This window comes from Gluconacetobacter brunescens (assembly GCF_048695475.1).
In the GTDB taxonomy this organism is placed as follows: Bacteria; Pseudomonadota; Alphaproteobacteria; order Acetobacterales; family Acetobacteraceae; genus Gluconacetobacter.
Genome location: NZ_JBLHEN010000001.1, coordinates 1,109,520 through 1,125,146, shown reverse-complemented (window position 1 = coordinate 1,125,146; position 15,627 = coordinate 1,109,520). Strand labels below are relative to the sequence as shown.

The window sequence follows — 15,627 nt, the reverse complement described above, 5'->3', positions numbered from 1 at the left end:
TGCTTTCGATGGGAGAGGTCCGATGCGGGAGGTTTTCGAGACAGTCTGCGCTGTGATCGACGCAGAGCGGGATTGGGCGATCCGTCATACGCAGGCGATCGTTCGCATTCCTTCGGTCAATCCGAAATTCCAGCATCAGGAGGGGCTGAACCGCGAAGCGGAGGTGCAGGCCTATCTGGCCGCCCTCCTGGACGATATGGGATTGGGCACGCAACGATACGATGTCTTCCCGGACCGTCCGAACCTGATCGCCAGCCTGCCGGGCGAGGACGAGACTTCGCTGATGCTGAATGGGCATATTGATGTAGTGCCGGCCGGCGAGGCGGCCCGCTGGTCCATGGACCCGTTTTCGGGCGACCTGCATGACGGGCGGTTATGGGGACGCGGTGCCACGGACATGAAAAGCGGGGTCGTTGCCATGATCGCCGCATTGCGTGCCGTGCTCAAGGCGGGCGTGCGGCCGCGCGGGCGGGTGGATATTCATTGCGTGGTGGACGAGGAAGCCGGTGGTTTCGGTGCCATTGACGCGGCCGCGCGTTTTCCGAAATGCCGTGCCGGTATCATCACCGAAACGAGCTTCGGCCGTATCATGCCGGCCGAGGGCGGACTGGAGTGGGTGCGGGTTGTCATTCCCGGCCGGGCGGCCCACTCTGCCTGGCGCTATACATCGCTCTATCCGCAGGCGGACCGGGCGTTGCGCACGCCGGGCGTCAATGCGGTCGACCTGGCGGCCCGCTTCCTGATGGCATTGGGTGAGCTGGAGCGTGACTGGGCGATGACGAAGAGCCATCCCCTGATGCCGCCGGGCATGAATACGCTGCATGCCGGTGTCATTCGCGGGGGCGCCTTTTCCGACGCGAACGGCGTGCCGACGATGATGGAGAACCCGGCGATCACGCCCGATTGCTGCGCCATCGATATCGATCTGAAATTCCTGCCTCATGAGCGGACGGCCGATATACGAGCCGCGTTCGAGGCGTTCGTCCATCGTTTCGCCCAAGGCCATGACTGGCTGCGCGCGCATCCCCCGCAGGTGATCTGGGAACTGGGTGGCCTGCATTTCGAACCGATGAACACGCCCGTCGAGCACCCGCTGGTGCGCGCGCTGGCCGGGGGCCGAGGCGCACTGGGGCTGGAAACGGACGTTACCGGCTTTATCGCGGTGTCGGATGCTGCCCATTACGCGGCCCAGGGTGTTCCCTGCGCGATTTACGGGTGTTCGGGCGACAATGCACATGGCATAGACGAACATGTTATTGTCGAAAGTATTGCTGAGACGACTAAAGTTCTGGCTTACAGTATCATGGAATTATGTGGTCTTCAGGACAAATAAGCGGACGAGAACATGTCAATTCGGGACCAGTTGATCGCCCGGAGCGCCGACCTTACGCGCTCCGAACTGAAGGTCGTTCAGATTCTGATCGATAATTATCCACTGGCGGTGATGGGACCGATGTCGGCCCTGGCGCGGCAGGCCCATGTCAGCGATCCGACGGTGATGCGCGCGGTGGCCAAGCTGGGCTTCGACAGCTACCAGGAGATGAAGCAGGCGATGCTGGGCGAGCTGGATACCAGTCGCCTGTCACCGTTGCACATGCTGCGGAACAAGGATGCGGAGGCGTTTCGCTCCGACAATGTGCATAATCTGTTCATCGACGGGATTGTCGCCAACCTGACCACCATGCGCGACAGCTATCTGCCGCCGACCTTTCGTGCAGCAATGGACCTGCTGGGCCGGCGCCGACGCTATATCCATTGTCTGGGCGGCCGGTCGAGCAAGCATCTGGCCGCGTTGTTGCGTGGGCATCTGATCCAGGCCCGGCCGGGCGTCTTTCATATAGATGGCGGGCCGGCCGATCTGGTCGACCTGCTGGCTGATTTTACAGAGAGCGACACGTTGGCCGTCTTCGATTATCGGCGCTACCAGACCGATGTGGTGGAGTTCGCCAAGGCTGCGCGGGATCGCAAGGTGCGGATCGTTCTCTTTACCGACATGTGGCAATCGCCGATCGCGCATTTCGCTGATGTGACGTTGAGTGCGCCGATCGAGACGGTCTCGCCGTTCGATACGCTGATTCCGGGGCTGGTGCAGATCGAAACGCTGCTGGCCGCCATGATGGCCGACCCGGAATTCGGGGTGCGCGAACGGTTGGAAGATATCGAGAAAACGCGCGACAGGTGCGGGATATTCTGACGCCGCCAAGTTGCGTCGTGCATCCGGTCGCCTAAAAATATCGTAGGGATACCAATGGATAAGATACACCGGGTGGATGCGCGCGACCGATCGGCGGCCGAGGCCGTCCAGATCGTCAATCCCGCGGGCCGCTCGCCCTATCTGCTGCTGTGCGAACATGCCTCGTCCTTCATTCCGGCGGAATATGGTGATCTGGGCCTGCCCCTTGATGAGCGGCTGCGCCATATCGCCTGGGATATCGGTGCGCGGGAGGTTGCGTTGTCTCTTGCCGAGCATCTGGACGCGCCCCTAGTGCTGGGCCAGGTATCCCGGTTGGTGATTGACCTCAATCGGCCCCTGCACAGTGACAGTTCCATCCCCATCTCCAGCGAGGTGACGGAGATTCCGGGCAACATGGCGCTTTCGCCCCGCCAGCGACAGGAGAGACAGAGGCGCTGGTTCCATCCATTCCATGATCTGGTCGGCGAATGTCTCGATCGTCGGATGGCAGCAGGGCAACGGACACTATTGGTGGGAATTCACAGCTTCACGCCCGTCTTCAAGGGAGAGCGGAGGCCATGGCCGGCGGGTATCCTCTTCGGCCAGGCCCGCACATATGGCCGGACGTTCATCCGTGCGCTTTCTGCCAGTTCCGGGTGCGAGGTGGCGGAAAACAATCCCTATCAGATCGAGGCGGACGAGGATTATGCCGTACCGGTGCATGGAGACGCGCGCGGTATTCCGGCCTGTCTGGTGGAAATTCGCCAGGATCTGATCGCTGACTCCGCCGACGCGCGCCAATGGGCTGCTTTTCTGGCGCGCGCCGCGCGCGTGGTGCAGGACGAAGTGTTCTAGAGGCGTGGAGAGGCTTCCGGCTGGCTTTCTGCGACGGTCAGTGGCCGTTCTGCTGCTGCATCTTCTGCTTCCTCTCCCATGCCGCGCGGACCTGTTCTGCTGCTGCTGACTTGCGGGCGGCGGGGCGGGTTGCCTGGGCGCGGCCGGCTTTGGCGGCGGGCGAGGGGTGGGGGCCGGTGGTGGCGCCGGGGGCGATGCCGGCGGCGGGGTTGGCGTTGGCCTGTTCCACCGCCTGTTCGCAGGCCGAGCCCTTGCCGACGCCGAACTGGATGGTGGGGATGATGGCGGCTGGCGGGAAAACCGCCGCCAGCGCGCCCGTCGCGGCCAGGCGGCCGGCGATTTCCACACCTGGCAGGATGGTCGGGCTGCGCAGCGGGCCGGTGATGTGGACCGCGCCGGGGAAGGAGGCGACGGTGAAATGGATCGCGCGGGTGGTGATGGCGTAATCCAGCGTGTTGTTGCGGAAATTGATCGTGCCGTCGCCGGTCGTGCGGGTATCGCCGGTCTGGAGCAGGAAGGATTGGGTGGACAGGATGCCTTCCTTCAGCGGCATGTCGGCGATGAAACATTGCAGCGGGGTCCGGTCGGGGAGGCCCAGCGCGGAGAGGAGCGCGTTGCCCAGTTGCAGGCCCAGCAGGTCCGGCAAAATGGCGGACAGGTGGCCGCCCTGGTCGAGCACCAGCGTGATGCCGCCCGTGCCGTTGGCGACCAGGTTGGCGACCGAATGGCCGGTGGAGGACAGTGTGACATGGCCGCCGATGGTGCCCTGGCCTTCGAGGGAGCCGGCGCCCTTCATCAGGCGCGTTACCGGAACGCGCGAGACATCCAGCTTGAAGCGCGTGCTGAAATTATTGTCGGCGGCGGGGGTGAGGGTGGCGGTGGAGGCAAGCGCGCCGGTGCCGACGGCGAAGTTGAGCTTGCGGACGTCGATCGCGCCGTCCTGCACCGTGGCGTCGACGTCGATATTGTCCAGCGGGATGCGTTTGTTTTCGATATGGTCGCCATGATAGGCGATATGGGCGTTGACCGCGTTCAGCTTGGGCACGTTGATGCGCTGGTCGGGCAGGACGTTGCTGTCTGACGGGGGCTCGGTCTTCGCGTGGCCGGGTTCGCCGCCGACGAAGCCGGCGAGGTCGGCCAGGTCCACGAGGTGGGAGTGCAGGGCGGCTTCGACGAAGGGGACCTTCTGGTGCGGATCGACGATGATGTCGCCGCGGATATCCGAGCCGCCGAGATGGCCTTCGAAGCCGGTGAAGCGGATCTTTGCCGCCGTATAGTCGAGTTTTCCGGCGATGGCGTAACGCGGCGTCTGCGGGATGGGGATGCCGATCAGCGGATAGAGCAGGGACATATCCGGGCCGGTGAGCTTCAGGGCGAGTTGCGCGCCGGCGAAATGGAGCGGGTCGTCGACCGTGCCGCGCAGGGTGACCGATGTGGGACCGTTGGCGACGGACAGGTCGACCGGGTAGGGGTTCTGCGCGTTCGCCAGGGTCAGTAGTGCGCCGCCGACGAAATGGCCGGTGATCGGCTGGGCGGCGTAGCGGCCCTTGGCATCGGCGACGATGGTGCCGGGTTTGCCGTCCGCCGGGGGCGTGGTGTGGACCGCCAGGCGGAAATCGCTGCGCAGGCGGGCCAGGGCGATGCGGATATCGCCGTCGGTGATCCGTAGTTCGTCGATATGGGGGAGGGTGGTGGGCGATCCGTCATCCGGGGCCGGTTTGCCGTCCGCCGTGAAGGTGTAGTTGTTGCGTCCGTCCTTCAGGGCCACGATATCGCCGCGTGGGGTGTCGAGCGCGACCAGCGGGAGGGTGAGGCCGTGGCCGACGAGATAGGGCCATGGCTTGACCGCGACGGTCAGGGATTTGGCGCTGGCGAACTCTTCCTTTTCCGACGTGAAACCGTCGGGCTGGGCGATATGCGGATCGTCCAGCGTGATCGTGGTCGTCCAGCCGAGGCGAACATGGAGATGGGCGACCGTTACCGGCCGGTGAAGGGACGCCGAGGCCCGGCGGTTGATCATGGGCACGAACCAGTCCCAGTTCCACAGCGCGATCAGCAGGACGATGGCCAGCGCGAATATGCCGGCCAGGATGGCCAGGGCCCTGCGGATGGGGGACGGACGAGGAGATGTGCCGGGCTGTGGGGTCAAGAAGGGGTCTCCGTGCGGGCCCGGCGGGCGGGCATGGGGGGCCGGTCGCGTGTGTCCGGCCTTAACATGATGATGTTTCATCTTTTACGGTTGAGGGCGGGTGGGGTTCCCCGGGTGGGGCTGCCGGGTCGGGCGCGGGCGGTTGCGCATTGTGATTGCGTGGTGATTGCAGGGGCGGGCCCGCCATGGGAGAGGATGGGGCGGGGCATGTGTTGCGCCCCTTGCCGGAGGTGCATGATGGCAGACCTGGTTCCGCTTCAGTTCGTGACCCTGCTGGGGAGCCTGCGCAGGGCCTCGCTCAATGCCGCCGTGGCGAAGGCGCTGCCCGCGCTGGCGCCCGAGGGGGTAAGCATCAGCGCGCTGGGCTCGGTCGGGGCGTTTCCGCTCTATGATGCCGATGTGCAGGATCGGGGATTTCCGGCACCCGTCCTGCTGATGGCGGAGCAGATCCGGGCGGCGGATGGGGTGATCATCGTGACGCCCGAATATAATTACTCGATGCCCGGTGTGCTGAAGAATGCCATCGACTGGCTGTCACGGGTGACGCCGCAGCCGCTGGCGGGAAAGCCGGTGGCGATCCAGACGGCTTCGCCGGGCGTGATCGGCGGGGCGCGGGCGCAGTATCATCTGCGTCAGAGCCTGGTCTTTCTCGATGCCATGGTGCTCAACCGGCCCGAAGCCATGATCGGGCAGGCCGGGCAGAAGATCGACGCCGAGGCGCAGGAACTGACCGATGGCGCGACGCGCGATTTCCTGGCGCGGCAATTGGTGGCGCTGGCGGCGCTGGCACGGAAGCTGAAAGCGTAGGAGGCACGTAGGCCAGGGTCAGGGCATTTGTGCCCTGACCGGGTGATCGGGTGGATGGCGTCAGGCGGCGGGCAGGGCGCCGGTGGCGCCGTAGCGGACCTGTTTCTGCTTCAGCCAGCGGCGGTAGGTGACCGAGAGGGAGTCCGCGCGGGTCGGGATTTCGGCGCGGGCGTCCAGCGGCAGCAGGCGGGGGCGCTGGTTTTCCAGGATGATCCGGTCTTGCAGGAAGATCTTCTGCTGGAACTGGATCAGGTCGGCCTGGGTCGAGATGTCGTCGATCAGGAACATGACCGGGTGGGCGCGGCAGCGCTCGGGCTCCGTCGGCTGGACGAACAGGGCGATGACGTCGGGGCGCAGCGGGTCGTTGGGGCAGGTCTTGTACAGCAGGGTCACGAAGGGGGAGGCGACGCGGTAGATATAGCCCGTGTCCTGCCCGCCAGCGGCCGACAGGGCGGCCTGCGGCTGGTGGAAACGGCAGTCGGTGGCCCAGACTTCATCGACGTCGCGCCGCCATTCGGTGTGGTAGCGCAGGACTTCGGTCTGCGGCTCGGCGCCCAGGATGTTGGTGTGGACGAAGGGGAAATGCGCCATGTCGAGGAAGTTCTCGACCACGCGCAGGCCCGAGGCGTGGACGTCGATCGAGCCGCAGCAGACCAGGCGGCGGTCGGGTTCGTCGGCTTCGGGGATGGCGAGCGGGGTGGCGGGGGGCGTGCCGAGGCTGGTCCACAGGCAGCCATAGCGTTCGGCGACCGGTAAAGGGGCGTCTCGCCCTTCGGCGTGGACCTGCACGCCGTCGGGGCCGCGCCGGATCGTCAGGTCGACGCCCAGCAGGCGTGTATGGGCGGGGTCCTTGCCCAGTGTTTCGAGAAAGCCGACCGCGTGCCAGGCATCCAGCACGGCGCGGTCTTCCTGGTCTGCGCGATGGGTCATCGGAATCTCCTTACCTCACGTCGCGATGATACGGCACGCCGAGTGCGGCCGGGGCGGCCATGATGCGGCGCATGCGGTGCCAGACGACCACCGGCACGATGATGAACGCGATCGTGCCCAGATAGGGCAGCATGTTCAGGAAGGCGGGGGCGATCGGCCAGTTGCGGGCCTGCCCGACGAAGGACAGTGCGGTGATCAGCCCGAACAGCAGGCCCGACAGGGTGGCGCCGAAGGGCCGGTAGCCGGCGAAGATGACCAGGGCCAGCGCGATCCAGCCCCGTCCCGCCACTAGCCCTTCCGACCAGACGGGAACGTAGGTGAGGGTGAGGTAGCCGCCGGCGGCTCCGGCGAGGCCGGCGCCGAGCGTGACGTACCAGAAGCGCAGGGCGGTGACCGGCAGGCCGGCGGCGTCGGCCGCCGCCGGGTTTTCGCCGACCGCGCGCATCGCCAGGCCGTGGCGGGTGTGGAACATGACCCAGTGCGCCAGGGCCGGAAGCACCAGATAGATCAGGTAGACCGGCAGGTTCTGGCCGAAGAAGGCCGGCCCGATGATCGGCAGGGAGGACAGGCCGGGGATGGGCACGCGGCCGAACGTGGCGGGCGAGGGTACGCCTGCGTAGTCGTGGCCGATGCTGGCCGACAGGCCGAGGCCGAGAAAGGTGATGGCCAGGCCGCACAGCACCTGGTTGGCGCGGACGATGACGGTGGCGAAGGCGAAGACCATGCCGCCGGCCGCCCCCGCCATGGTCGCGGCCAGCAGGCCCAGCCAGGGGTTGGGCACGGCGACCACCGTGATGATGGCGATGACCGCGCCCAGCGACATCAGCCCCTCGACGCCGAGATTGGTGACGCCCACGCGCTCGGCCAGGACCTCGCCCAGGGCGGCCAGGGCCAGGACGCCGCCGGCGAGAACGGCGGTGGAGAGCATGCCGGTCAGGAGTGCGATCATGGCCGGGCCTCCTTGCCGACTGGACCGGGGCCGACGGTGACGGGGCGGTAGTGGGCGAGTTCGTCGGCGATGGCGATCATGAACAGGACCAGTCCGGTGATGGCCAGCACGGCCGAGCCGGTCAGTTGCTGGGTTTGCAGCACGATGCCGGCATTGAGGATGAAGGCCATCAGCAGGGCGGCGGGCAGCACGTTGAGGCAGGAGCCGCGTGCCAGCACCGCGACCACGATGCCGAAATAGCCGAAATTGTTGGCCAGGCCGCCTTGCAGCCGGTGGACGGTGCCCGCGACCTCGAACACGCCTGCCAGCGCGGCGAGGCCGCCGGACAGCAGCATGACGCCCAGGATGCGGGCGCGGACCGGGATGCCGGCATAGCGGGCGGCCTGCTCGTTCGCGCCGCCGATGGTGATCTGGTAGCCCCAGCGGGTGCGGGTGGTCAGCCAGGCCAGGGCGAGTACGATGGCCAGCGCGATCGGGAAGCCCCAGTGGACCACGCCCCAGATTTCGGGAATGCGCACCGGCAGGCGGCCGGTCGAGGCCAGGGCGCCGGTGACGCGGTCGTGCCATGGGCCGACCGCCAGGTAGGTGGTGAGCAGTCCGGCGACGAAATTGAGCAGCAGGGTGGTGATGATCTCGTTGACGCCGGCATAGGCGCGGGCCAGGGCGGGAACCAGGATCCAGCCCATGCCGCAGGCGATGCCGCTGGCCGCCATCAGCGGCAGGACCAGCCACGCCGGGCCGGGGAGGAACAGCCCGACACCCGTGGCGCCGATCGCGCCGGCATAGAACTGGCCCTCGGCGCCGATATTCCATACGCCGATCCGCCCGGTGACGGTGACGGCCGCGCCGGTCAGCAGGAGCGGGGTGAGGAACAGGGCGAGGTCTTCCAGCCCGAAGCGGGAGCCTACGGTGGAGCGTATGACAAGATCGGCCAGCAGGCGGGGGTCGCGGCCCGACAGGGCGAGGAACAGGGTGGTGATCGCCAGCGCGGCGACGACGGCGCCGGCGCGCCAGGCCAGCCGGCGGGCCGGCGTGACGGTGGGTTGGCGTTGCAGCGTGCCGGCCATCAGGCCTCTCCTCCGGCCAGTGCCATGTCGCCCGGTGTGGCGCCGTTCTGTGCCGAGCGGCCGCCCATCAGCAGGCCGATCGTTTCCATGTCCGCCGTTGCGGCGTCGATCGTGGCCATCAATTGGCCGTGGAACAGCACGCCGATGCGGTCGGCGACGTTCAGCAGTTCCTCCAGGTCCTCGGACACCAGGACCACCGCCACGCCCTGGTCGCGCAGGTCGGTCAGGTAGCGGAGCACGGTGGCGATGGCGCCGATATCCAGCCCCCGGCTGGGGTAGGCGGCGACCAGGACCCGGCTGGCGATGCGGATCTCGCGCCTTGCCACCAATCGCTGCTGGTTGCCGCCGGACAGGTTGCGGATGGGGGTGGCGAGGTCGGGCACGCGGACCTCGGCGGCCTCGACGATGGTCTGGGCCAGGCGGCTGGCGGCGCCGTGGTCGTAGAGGCCGTGGCGGCCGATCGGCGGGCGGTCATATTCGCGCAGCGCCATGTTGTCGGTGATGTCCAGCGAGGGAGCCAGGCCGCTGCGTAGCCGGTCCTCGGGGATGTGGCCGATGCCGGCGCGGGCGAAGGCGGCGGGGTCGGCCAGCGGGGCCGGGGTGCCGTCGAGCAGGATTTCGCCCGCCGAGAGGGGCATCATGCCGGTGAGGACCTGCGTGAGTTCGCGCTGGCCGTTGCCGGCGACGCCGGCGATGCCGAGGATTTCGCCGCCATGCAGGTCCAGCGTGACGGCGCGCAGGGTTTCCACGCCGCGCGGGTCGCGGCAGGTGGCGCCGCGCAGGCTCAGGACCGGGGTGGGGGCGATGGGCGCTGCGCCGGGGGCGCGGGCGCGGAGGTCGCGGCGGACGATCTCGCGGCCGACCATGGTGGTGGCGAGGCCGGCGGCGGTGCAGTCGGCCGTGCGGTAGGTGCCGACATTGCGGCCGGCGCGCAGGATGCTGATGCGGTCGGAGATGTCGATGACCTCGTCCAGCTTGTGGCTGATCAGGATCACGGCGTTGCCCTGGGCGCGGAAGGCGCGCAGGGCGCGGAACAGGTCGCGCGTTTCGGCCGGGGTGAGCACCGCCGTCGGTTCGTCGAGGATCAGCAGGCGGGCCTGCCGGGCGAGGACGCGGAGAATTTCCACCCGTTGCTGCTCGCCGGCCGAGAGGTCGGCCACGATGGCGTCGGGGCGGACGGAGAAGCCGAACCGTTCCGACAGGGCGCGGGTGCGGGCTTCCAGCACCTTCGCCGAGGCCAGGAAGGGGGTGTCGCGCCAGCCCAGGTGGATGTTCTCGGCCACCGTGAAGGCGGGGACCAACTTGAAATGCTGGTGGACCATGCCGATGCCGGCGCGGATGGCATCCTGCGGGGCGGCGAAACTCTGGCCGTAGCCGTCGAGGATGATCTCGCCGCCATCGGGCTGGTAGATGCCGGTCACCACGTTCATCAGCGTGGACTTGCCGGCGCCGTTTTCGCCCAGCAGGGCGTGGATCTCGCCCGGCGCGATGTCCAGGCTGACATCCTGGTTGGCGATCACGCCGGGGAAGTATTTGCAGATTCCCTGCAATTGCAGGATCGGGGGGGTGCCGGGGGGGACCGGAGGCGGACCGTCGTTCCGGGCGTGCAGCAGGTCAGTCAAGGCCGGTGACTCCTTCGACCGCCCAGTCCCACTGATAGATCCGGGCATCGTCCATGACCTCGCCGGCTGGCACGCGCACGCGGCCGGCGGCGTCGCGGATCGGGCCGCGGAAGGGGTTGTAGCCGGCCATGATGCGTGTGCGCATGGCATCGGCCTGGGCTGCGATTTCCGGCGGCACGGTGCGGCCCCATGGGTCGCGGTCCACGCCGTTGCCCAGGGTGAGGAAGCGGCCCTGGGGCTGCCAGGTGCCGGCCAGGCGGGCGCGGACCTGGGAGACATAGTAATCGCGGAAATCGAGCGTGACGGAGCTGACATAGGCTTCCGGCCCGTACTGGCGCATGTCGGTGTTCCACATCGCGGCCTTGATGCCGCGCTGTTCGGCGACGCGCAGATAGGCGGGTTCGTCCATGATGCCGCACAGGAAGTCGCAGCCGTTCTCGGCCAGCGCGGTGCCGGCCTGGGTGGCGGCCTGCGGGTCGAACCAGGCGTTGATCGAAATCGCCTGCACCGTGACCGCCGGGTTGACCGAGCGTGCGCCCAGCAGCACCGCGTTGGTGCCGGCATAGACCGACGGGATCGGGAACGAGCCGATGAAGCCGATCTTGTTGGTGCGCGTCATCAGTCCGGCGGCGATGCCGATGACGTAGCTGGCGTACCAGTGGGTGATGTAATACCAGCCCAGATTGCCGCTGACGGCGTGGCCGTCGCATTCCATGAAGGCGACGTCGGGCGCGCGGTCGGACACGTCGCGGATGAAATCGCCGTAGTTTGAGGTGGCGATGACCATCTGTGCGCCCTCGGCCACGAACTGGCGGAAGATGCGCGTGGCGTCGGCCGAATAGGGCACGCTTTCGACATAGATCGTGCGCAGGTTGGGAAAGGCCTTGCGCACCGCCTGTACGCCCTGATTGTGCATCATCGTCCAGCCGCCGTCGGTGACCGGGCTGGTGTGGCCGAAGGCGACCAGGGCGTCGGCCTCGGCGATCGGGGGCAGGATGCGGGGCTGTGCCCGCAGGCCGGGTGGACGCAGCAGGCCGCTGCCGGCGGCTCCGGCGGCGAGGCCCAGCATATGGCGTCGTGATGTCAGAAGCCGTCTGTTCGGCGCGTGCGTGGTCATACCTGACCCGGAATGGTCATGGTTCCGCTTTCCCCTCTCGATGCTCGCCCGCGCCGGTCCCACCCGGTGCCGGCGATTCCCCCCGGAAACGGGCCGCCTCCTGCTCTACAGGCCGGCGAGTTCGCTGGCGTGGGCGCGGGTGATGCCGTGCCGGGCCAGGTCCTGCCATGTCGCCTGCGGATCGGAGCCGACCGCGCGGCATGCATCTTCGACCACGATCGTCTCGAAACCAAGGGCCTTCGCGTCGATGGCGGTGCAGCGCACGCAATAATCCAGCGCCAGCCCGGCGATGAAGACGCGGTTTATGCCCAGTCCAGCCAGCCACGAGTCCAGACCGGTGCGGGTGGTGCGGTCGTTGTCCATGAAGGCCGAATAGCTGTCGATGTCCGGGTCGCGGCCCTTGCGGATCACCATGCCGATTCGCGCCTGGTGCAGCGTGGCCGCCAGGGCGGCGCCGTGGGTGCCGGCCACGCAATGGTCGGGCCAGTGATCGGTCGTGGCCTTTCGCCCGTGGGTGCTGGCGAAGGAGACGTGGCCATGAGGGTGCCAGTCCTGGCTGGCGGCCTGCTGGCCGAAGGGCAGGAGGGTCAGGTGGTTGATGACCGGGATGACCGCGTCGCCCTGCGGGACCGCCAGCGCGCCGCCGAGCAGGAAATCGTTCTGGAGGTCGATGATCAGCAGCGCATCGTGGGATGTGACATGGATCATGGCGTCTCTCCGTTCGGTACGGTTTCGGAACAGGGATGGCACGTTTCGGAAGGTCGGGCTATCGGGGATTCTGGGACGGGGCGGAGGTCGCATGAGCCGGTGGGAGCGGATGCGCCTGGAACTGGAGGGATGCACGGCGGTGGAGGCCATCGTGGGTTTTGCCCGTGAGCGCGCGGCCCTGATGGCGCTGGAGTGCGTCGTGGTCGAGAGCGGGCCGGGGCGGGTGGTGTTTGACGTCGCGGGGCCGGAACCGCTGGTCGGTGCTTTCGAGATGGCGTGCAGCCTGGGGCCGGCGGGGTGTCTGGTGCCGGTGGTGCGCTGCCTGCCGGTGGCGGGGGATGATGGGGTTTAGGGGGGGAGACCGGATTATGGGCGTGAACTGCGATGGCGGGTGGTATCCGCTGATGTTGTCGGCGGATCTGGAGCCCGGCACGGCGGCTGGCAGCACCGTGCGGGGGCGCGATCTGGCGGTGTGGCGCGACGGGCAGGGGCAGGCGCATGTGTGGGACGATCGCTGCCCGCATCGGGGCATGCGGCTGAGCCTGGGGTTCGTGCGCGAAGGGGCGCTGGCCTGTCTGTATCACGGCTGGCGGTTCGGGGCGGATGGGCGGTGCACGCATATTCCGGCGCATCCCGATCTGTCGCCTCCCGGAACGATCCGGGCGGCGCCGCTCCGGGTCGTGGAGTGCTGGGGGCTGGTCTGGGCCTCGGCTGAGGAAAGCGGGGCGTTGCCGGGGGATGATCCGGCGATGGGCGCGGTGTCGTGGGTGCCGGTGCGGTCGCTGCGGATCGAGGCGCCGTGGCGGGATGTGGCGGGGGCGATCGGGATGCCGGAGGGGGATCTGGCCGCCATATTGGACCGCGATGTGGAAGGCCGGGTGCTGGCGGCGCTGCTGCCGGTTGGCGAGGGGGCGTGCATGCTGCACCTGCTGGCGGCGGCGCCCGCCGAGGGGGCGCGTCTGCATGATCTGGCCGATTGGGGGCAGGATGTGCGGGCGCGGGTGGAGGAACGGGCCGGGCAGGTGTTTCTGGCGGGAGTCGTGGCATGAGCGATCCGGGCATGAGCGACCTGGTGCTGTACGACGACGAACTGGACGAGGATTGCTATCGGGTCCGGCTGTTTCTGTCGCTGCTGGGGCTGCGGGCGCGCCGGGTGGTGGTCGATGTCGTGCCCGGTGGGGAGCAGGATAGCGCGGCTTTTCGCGCGGTTTCGCCGGCCGGGGTGTTGCCGGTGTTGCGCATCGAGGGACAGGCGGTCTGCGGGGCGGAGGCCGTGCTGCTGGCGCTGGCGCATGGGCGGCCGGGCTGGTTGCCGGAGGGACGCGCGGATTTTGCCCGGGTTGCGCACTGGTTGCAGTTTGCCGGCGGGCCGTTGCGCGCGGCGTTGCTGATGCGGCGGGCCAGCCTGTTCGCGGGGGCGGGGGACGAACAGTCCGACCGGCGGCGGGCGGCGGTGGCGGCGCTGCGGATTTTGGAGGACCATCTGGCCCATCGGCGGCTGGATGGGGGGCTCTGGGTGGTCGGTGAGGGGCCCACGGTGGCCGATGTTGCGCTGTTTCCCGCCGCCGCGCTGTGTCGCGACTGGGGGGAGGAGCATTCCGCCTATCCGGCGCTGCGGCGCTGGGTGCGGGCGGTGCGGGCGTTGCCGGGATTTGTCACCATGCCCGGCATTCCCGATTACGGCTGATCGGCTTCCGGGCGGCGGGGGCGGCGGGTGACCAGGAGCTGGTTGATGCGGAAGCCCTCGACGTCCACGACCTCGAACAGGAAATTGGCGGCCTCGACCTTGTCGGCCTTGCGGGCCATGCGGCGCAGGCGGTGCATGACGAAGCCGCCGATCGTATCGAAATTGTGGCTGTCGGGCAGGTCCGGCACGCCGAGTTCGCGGATGACGTCGCCGATCGGGGCGGCGCCGTCGATCAGCCAGGAATTCTCGTCGCGGCGGACGATGGCCTGTTCCTCGAACGGGTTGGCCAGGCCGTCCATCAGCGCGCCCATGATGTCCTTGAAGGTGATCAGACCGACGACCAGGCCGTATTCGTTGACGATCAGGGCGAAGCCGGCGCCGTGGGTGTCGAACTGGGCCAGCGTGTCCCACAGGTTGAGCGTGTCGGGCAGAGAGAGCACGTCGCGGCGCATGCGGGAGATCTGCTTGGCGACCGGCAGGATCGTGGCCGTGGGGTCGACGTCCTCGGGCTTTTCCACCACGGCGGCCAGGACGTCCTCGGCGCGGATCGAGCCGATGACGTTGTCCAGCCCGCCATTGCAGAGCGGGTAGCGGGAATAGGGCTTGGCCCGCACCTTGTCGCGCTGGCTCTCCGCGCTTTCCTGCATGTCGAGGAACACGATCTCGTCGCGCGGGGTCATGGCCGAGGTGACCGAACGGTCCTGCAGGCCCAGGACGTTCTGGATCATCTGGTGTTCCTGCTCCAGCAGGACGCCCGAGGCGGTGCCGGCGGCGAGGATGGCGCGGAGGTCTTCCGGCGTGACGGGCTCGACGGCCGAGGCGGCGGGGATTTTGAGCGCGCGCAGGATGACGTCGGACATCTTGGAGAAGATCCAGACGAACGGGTAGAGCACCTTCAGCGCGATGGCGGGGAACCAGCCGATGCTGAGCGCCACGCGGTCGGGCGCGTTCATGGCGATGCGCTTGGGCAGCAGGTCGGCGAACAGCACGAACAGACCCGTGATCAGCACGAACGAGAGGGTGGAGGCGACGTGGCCGGCCACGCTGTCTTCCAGCCCGGCGCGGCGCAGGATGTCGGCCAGTGGCGGGGTGACCATGTCGCTGCTGATCACGCCGCCCAGCACGCCGACAGCGTTGAGGCAGATCTGGAGCACCGTGACCACCTGGCCGCTGTTGCGGCGCAGGCGGAGGAAATTCACCGCCCGGCTGTCGCCGGCCTCGGCGCGCGTGCGCAGCCGCACCTCGCGCGCTGCCGCGAACGAGATTTCGGACAGGGCGATCAGGATGCTGAACCCGATCAGGATCACGACCGCGACCAGTCCGGCCAGCAGCATCATGACCGTGCCTCCGCCCGCGCGGCGCGGCCGGGGCGGGGTGCCGGGAGGGCTGTGGGACGGCGGATGGGGGCCGGGTGCCCCTGGGCGGGATGGGTCATGAGATGGGCAATCTAGCGCATCCGCGCCCCTTTCGGCCAGCCGGATGAATATTGGGGGGCATTTGCGGGGTGAAGATCACGAATTTGACAAGTCGGCGTTCACCGCGATGCTGTCGTGCTTCCTCAAC

Annotated in this window: 15 protein-coding genes; 7 read left to right on the top strand and 8 right to left on the bottom strand. The window is 68.0% G+C overall.

Going from position 1 to position 15,627, the window contains the following annotated elements:
* Positions 1-22: 22 nt before the first annotated feature.
* Genes ACMAUO_RS04930 through ACMAUO_RS04920 form a run of 3 tightly spaced genes read left to right on the top strand, consistent with a single transcriptional unit; the run spans position 23 to position 3,028 of the window.
* Positions 23-1,333 (top strand): M20 family metallopeptidase, encoded by a 1,311-nt coding sequence (locus ACMAUO_RS04930; protein WP_420355854.1) that lies wholly within the window; start codon positions 23-25, stop codon positions 1,331-1,333.
* 12 nt (positions 1,334-1,345) lie between these two features.
* Positions 1,346-2,194 (top strand): MurR/RpiR family transcriptional regulator, encoded by an 849-nt coding sequence (locus tag ACMAUO_RS04925; RefSeq protein WP_420355853.1) that lies wholly within the window; start codon positions 1,346-1,348, stop codon positions 2,192-2,194.
* A gap of 54 nt (positions 2,195-2,248) precedes the next feature.
* Positions 2,249-3,028, top strand: a complete 780-nt coding sequence (locus tag ACMAUO_RS04920; RefSeq protein WP_420355852.1) for an N-formylglutamate amidohydrolase — start codon at positions 2,249-2,251, stop codon at positions 3,026-3,028.
* 37 nt (positions 3,029-3,065) lie between these two features.
* Here ACMAUO_RS04920 and ACMAUO_RS04915 read toward each other — a convergent pair whose 3' ends face one another.
* Complete coding sequence (locus ACMAUO_RS04915) at positions 3,066-5,177, bottom strand: AsmA family protein (protein WP_420355851.1); 2,112 nt, start codon at positions 5,175-5,177, stop codon at positions 3,066-3,068.
* Positions 5,178-5,414: 237 nt separating this feature from the next.
* On the opposite strand from ACMAUO_RS04915, the gene ACMAUO_RS04910 reads away from it, so the two are divergent.
* Positions 5,415-5,984, top strand: a complete 570-nt coding sequence (locus tag ACMAUO_RS04910; RefSeq protein ID WP_420357203.1) for an NADPH-dependent FMN reductase — start codon at positions 5,415-5,417, stop codon at positions 5,982-5,984.
* 60 nt (positions 5,985-6,044) lie between these two features.
* Here ACMAUO_RS04910 and ACMAUO_RS04905 read toward each other — a convergent pair whose 3' ends face one another.
* The 6 genes from ACMAUO_RS04905 to pncA form a co-directional block, all read right to left on the bottom strand.
* A complete protein-coding gene (locus ACMAUO_RS04905) occupies positions 6,045-6,914 on the bottom strand; it encodes an aromatic ring-hydroxylating dioxygenase subunit alpha (RefSeq protein WP_420355850.1) in 870 nt (289 codons plus the stop codon).
* Positions 6,915-6,924: 10 nt separating this feature from the next.
* A complete protein-coding gene (locus ACMAUO_RS04900) occupies positions 6,925-7,863 on the bottom strand; it encodes an ABC transporter permease (RefSeq protein ID WP_420355849.1) in 939 nt (312 codons plus the stop codon).
* Positions 7,860-8,933, bottom strand: coding sequence for an ABC transporter permease (locus ACMAUO_RS04895; RefSeq protein WP_420357202.1), 1,074 nt, complete (start codon positions 8,931-8,933; stop codon positions 7,860-7,862). The genes ACMAUO_RS04900 and ACMAUO_RS04895 overlap by 4 nt, the downstream gene beginning before the upstream one ends.
* Positions 8,930-10,552 carry an ABC transporter ATP-binding protein gene (locus ACMAUO_RS04890; RefSeq protein ID WP_420355848.1) on the bottom strand — a complete coding sequence of 541 codons (1,623 nt, stop codon included), beginning with the start codon at positions 10,550-10,552 and terminating at the stop codon, positions 8,930-8,932. Before ACMAUO_RS04890 ends, ACMAUO_RS04895 begins: the two co-directional genes overlap by 4 nt.
* Positions 10,545-11,669: a BMP family ABC transporter substrate-binding protein gene (locus ACMAUO_RS04885; protein WP_420355847.1), complete on the bottom strand. Its 1,125-nt coding sequence runs from the start codon at positions 11,667-11,669 to the stop codon at positions 10,545-10,547. Before ACMAUO_RS04885 ends, ACMAUO_RS04890 begins: the two co-directional genes overlap by 8 nt.
* Positions 11,670-11,774: 105 nt before the next feature.
* The gene (gene pncA / locus ACMAUO_RS04880) at positions 11,775-12,377 is read right to left on the bottom strand and encodes a bifunctional nicotinamidase/pyrazinamidase (protein ID WP_420355846.1); all 603 of its coding nucleotides are present in this window, start codon (positions 12,375-12,377) and stop codon (positions 11,775-11,777) included.
* 91 nt (positions 12,378-12,468) lie between these two features.
* Here pncA and ACMAUO_RS04875 point away from each other — a divergent pair, with 91 nt between their 5' ends.
* From ACMAUO_RS04875 to ACMAUO_RS04865, 3 genes are read left to right on the top strand one after another with little or no spacing between them, the layout of a single operon-like run.
* Complete coding sequence (locus ACMAUO_RS04875) at positions 12,469-12,729, top strand: hypothetical protein (protein WP_420355845.1); 261 nt, start codon at positions 12,469-12,471, stop codon at positions 12,727-12,729.
* A 16-nt stretch (positions 12,730-12,745) separates the two neighbouring features.
* Complete coding sequence (locus ACMAUO_RS04870; protein ID WP_420355844.1) at positions 12,746-13,426, top strand: Rieske 2Fe-2S domain-containing protein; 681 nt, start codon at positions 12,746-12,748, stop codon at positions 13,424-13,426.
* Positions 13,423-14,064 (top strand): glutathione S-transferase family protein, encoded by a 642-nt coding sequence (locus tag ACMAUO_RS04865; protein ID WP_420355843.1) that lies wholly within the window; start codon positions 13,423-13,425, stop codon positions 14,062-14,064. Before ACMAUO_RS04870 ends, ACMAUO_RS04865 begins: the two co-directional genes overlap by 4 nt.
* On the opposite strand, the gene ACMAUO_RS04860 is transcribed toward ACMAUO_RS04865, so the two are convergent.
* Entirely contained in the window at positions 14,055-15,401 is a 1,347-nt protein-coding gene (locus ACMAUO_RS04860; protein WP_420355842.1) for a hemolysin family protein, read from the bottom strand. The two genes, ACMAUO_RS04865 and ACMAUO_RS04860, sit on opposite strands and share 10 nt — an antisense overlap.
* Positions 15,402-15,627: the final 226 nt, after the last annotated feature.

Bases quoted from the DNA above. Each gene is read 5' to 3' on its own strand.
- ACMAUO_RS04930 (WP_420355854.1), top strand. From the start codon at position 23: ATGCGGGAGGTTTTCGAGACAGTCTGCGCTGTGATCGACGCAGAGCGG.
- ACMAUO_RS04925 (WP_420355853.1), top strand. From the start codon at position 1,346: ATGTCAATTCGGGACCAGTTGATCGCCCGGAGCGCCGACCTTACGCGC.
- ACMAUO_RS04920 (WP_420355852.1), top strand. From the start codon at position 2,249: ATGGATAAGATACACCGGGTGGATGCGCGCGACCGATCGGCGGCCGAG.
- ACMAUO_RS04910 (WP_420357203.1), top strand. From the start codon at position 5,415: ATGGCAGACCTGGTTCCGCTTCAGTTCGTGACCCTGCTGGGGAGCCTG.
- ACMAUO_RS04905 (WP_420355850.1), bottom strand. From the start codon at position 6,914: ATGACCCATCGCGCAGACCAGGAAGACCGCGCCGTGCTGGATGCCTGG.
- ACMAUO_RS04900 (WP_420355849.1), bottom strand. From the start codon at position 7,863: ATGATCGCACTCCTGACCGGCATGCTCTCCACCGCCGTTCTCGCCGGC.
- ACMAUO_RS04885 (WP_420355847.1), bottom strand. From the start codon at position 11,669: ATGACCACGCACGCGCCGAACAGACGGCTTCTGACATCACGACGCCAT.
- pncA (WP_420355846.1), bottom strand. From the start codon at position 12,377: ATGATCCATGTCACATCCCACGATGCGCTGCTGATCATCGACCTCCAG.
- ACMAUO_RS04875 (WP_420355845.1), top strand. From the start codon at position 12,469: ATGAGCCGGTGGGAGCGGATGCGCCTGGAACTGGAGGGATGCACGGCG.
- ACMAUO_RS04870 (WP_420355844.1), top strand. From the start codon at position 12,746: ATGGGCGTGAACTGCGATGGCGGGTGGTATCCGCTGATGTTGTCGGCG.
- ACMAUO_RS04865 (WP_420355843.1), top strand. From the start codon at position 13,423: ATGAGCGATCCGGGCATGAGCGACCTGGTGCTGTACGACGACGAACTG.
- ACMAUO_RS04860 (WP_420355842.1), bottom strand. From the start codon at position 15,401: ATGATGCTGCTGGCCGGACTGGTCGCGGTCGTGATCCTGATCGGGTTC.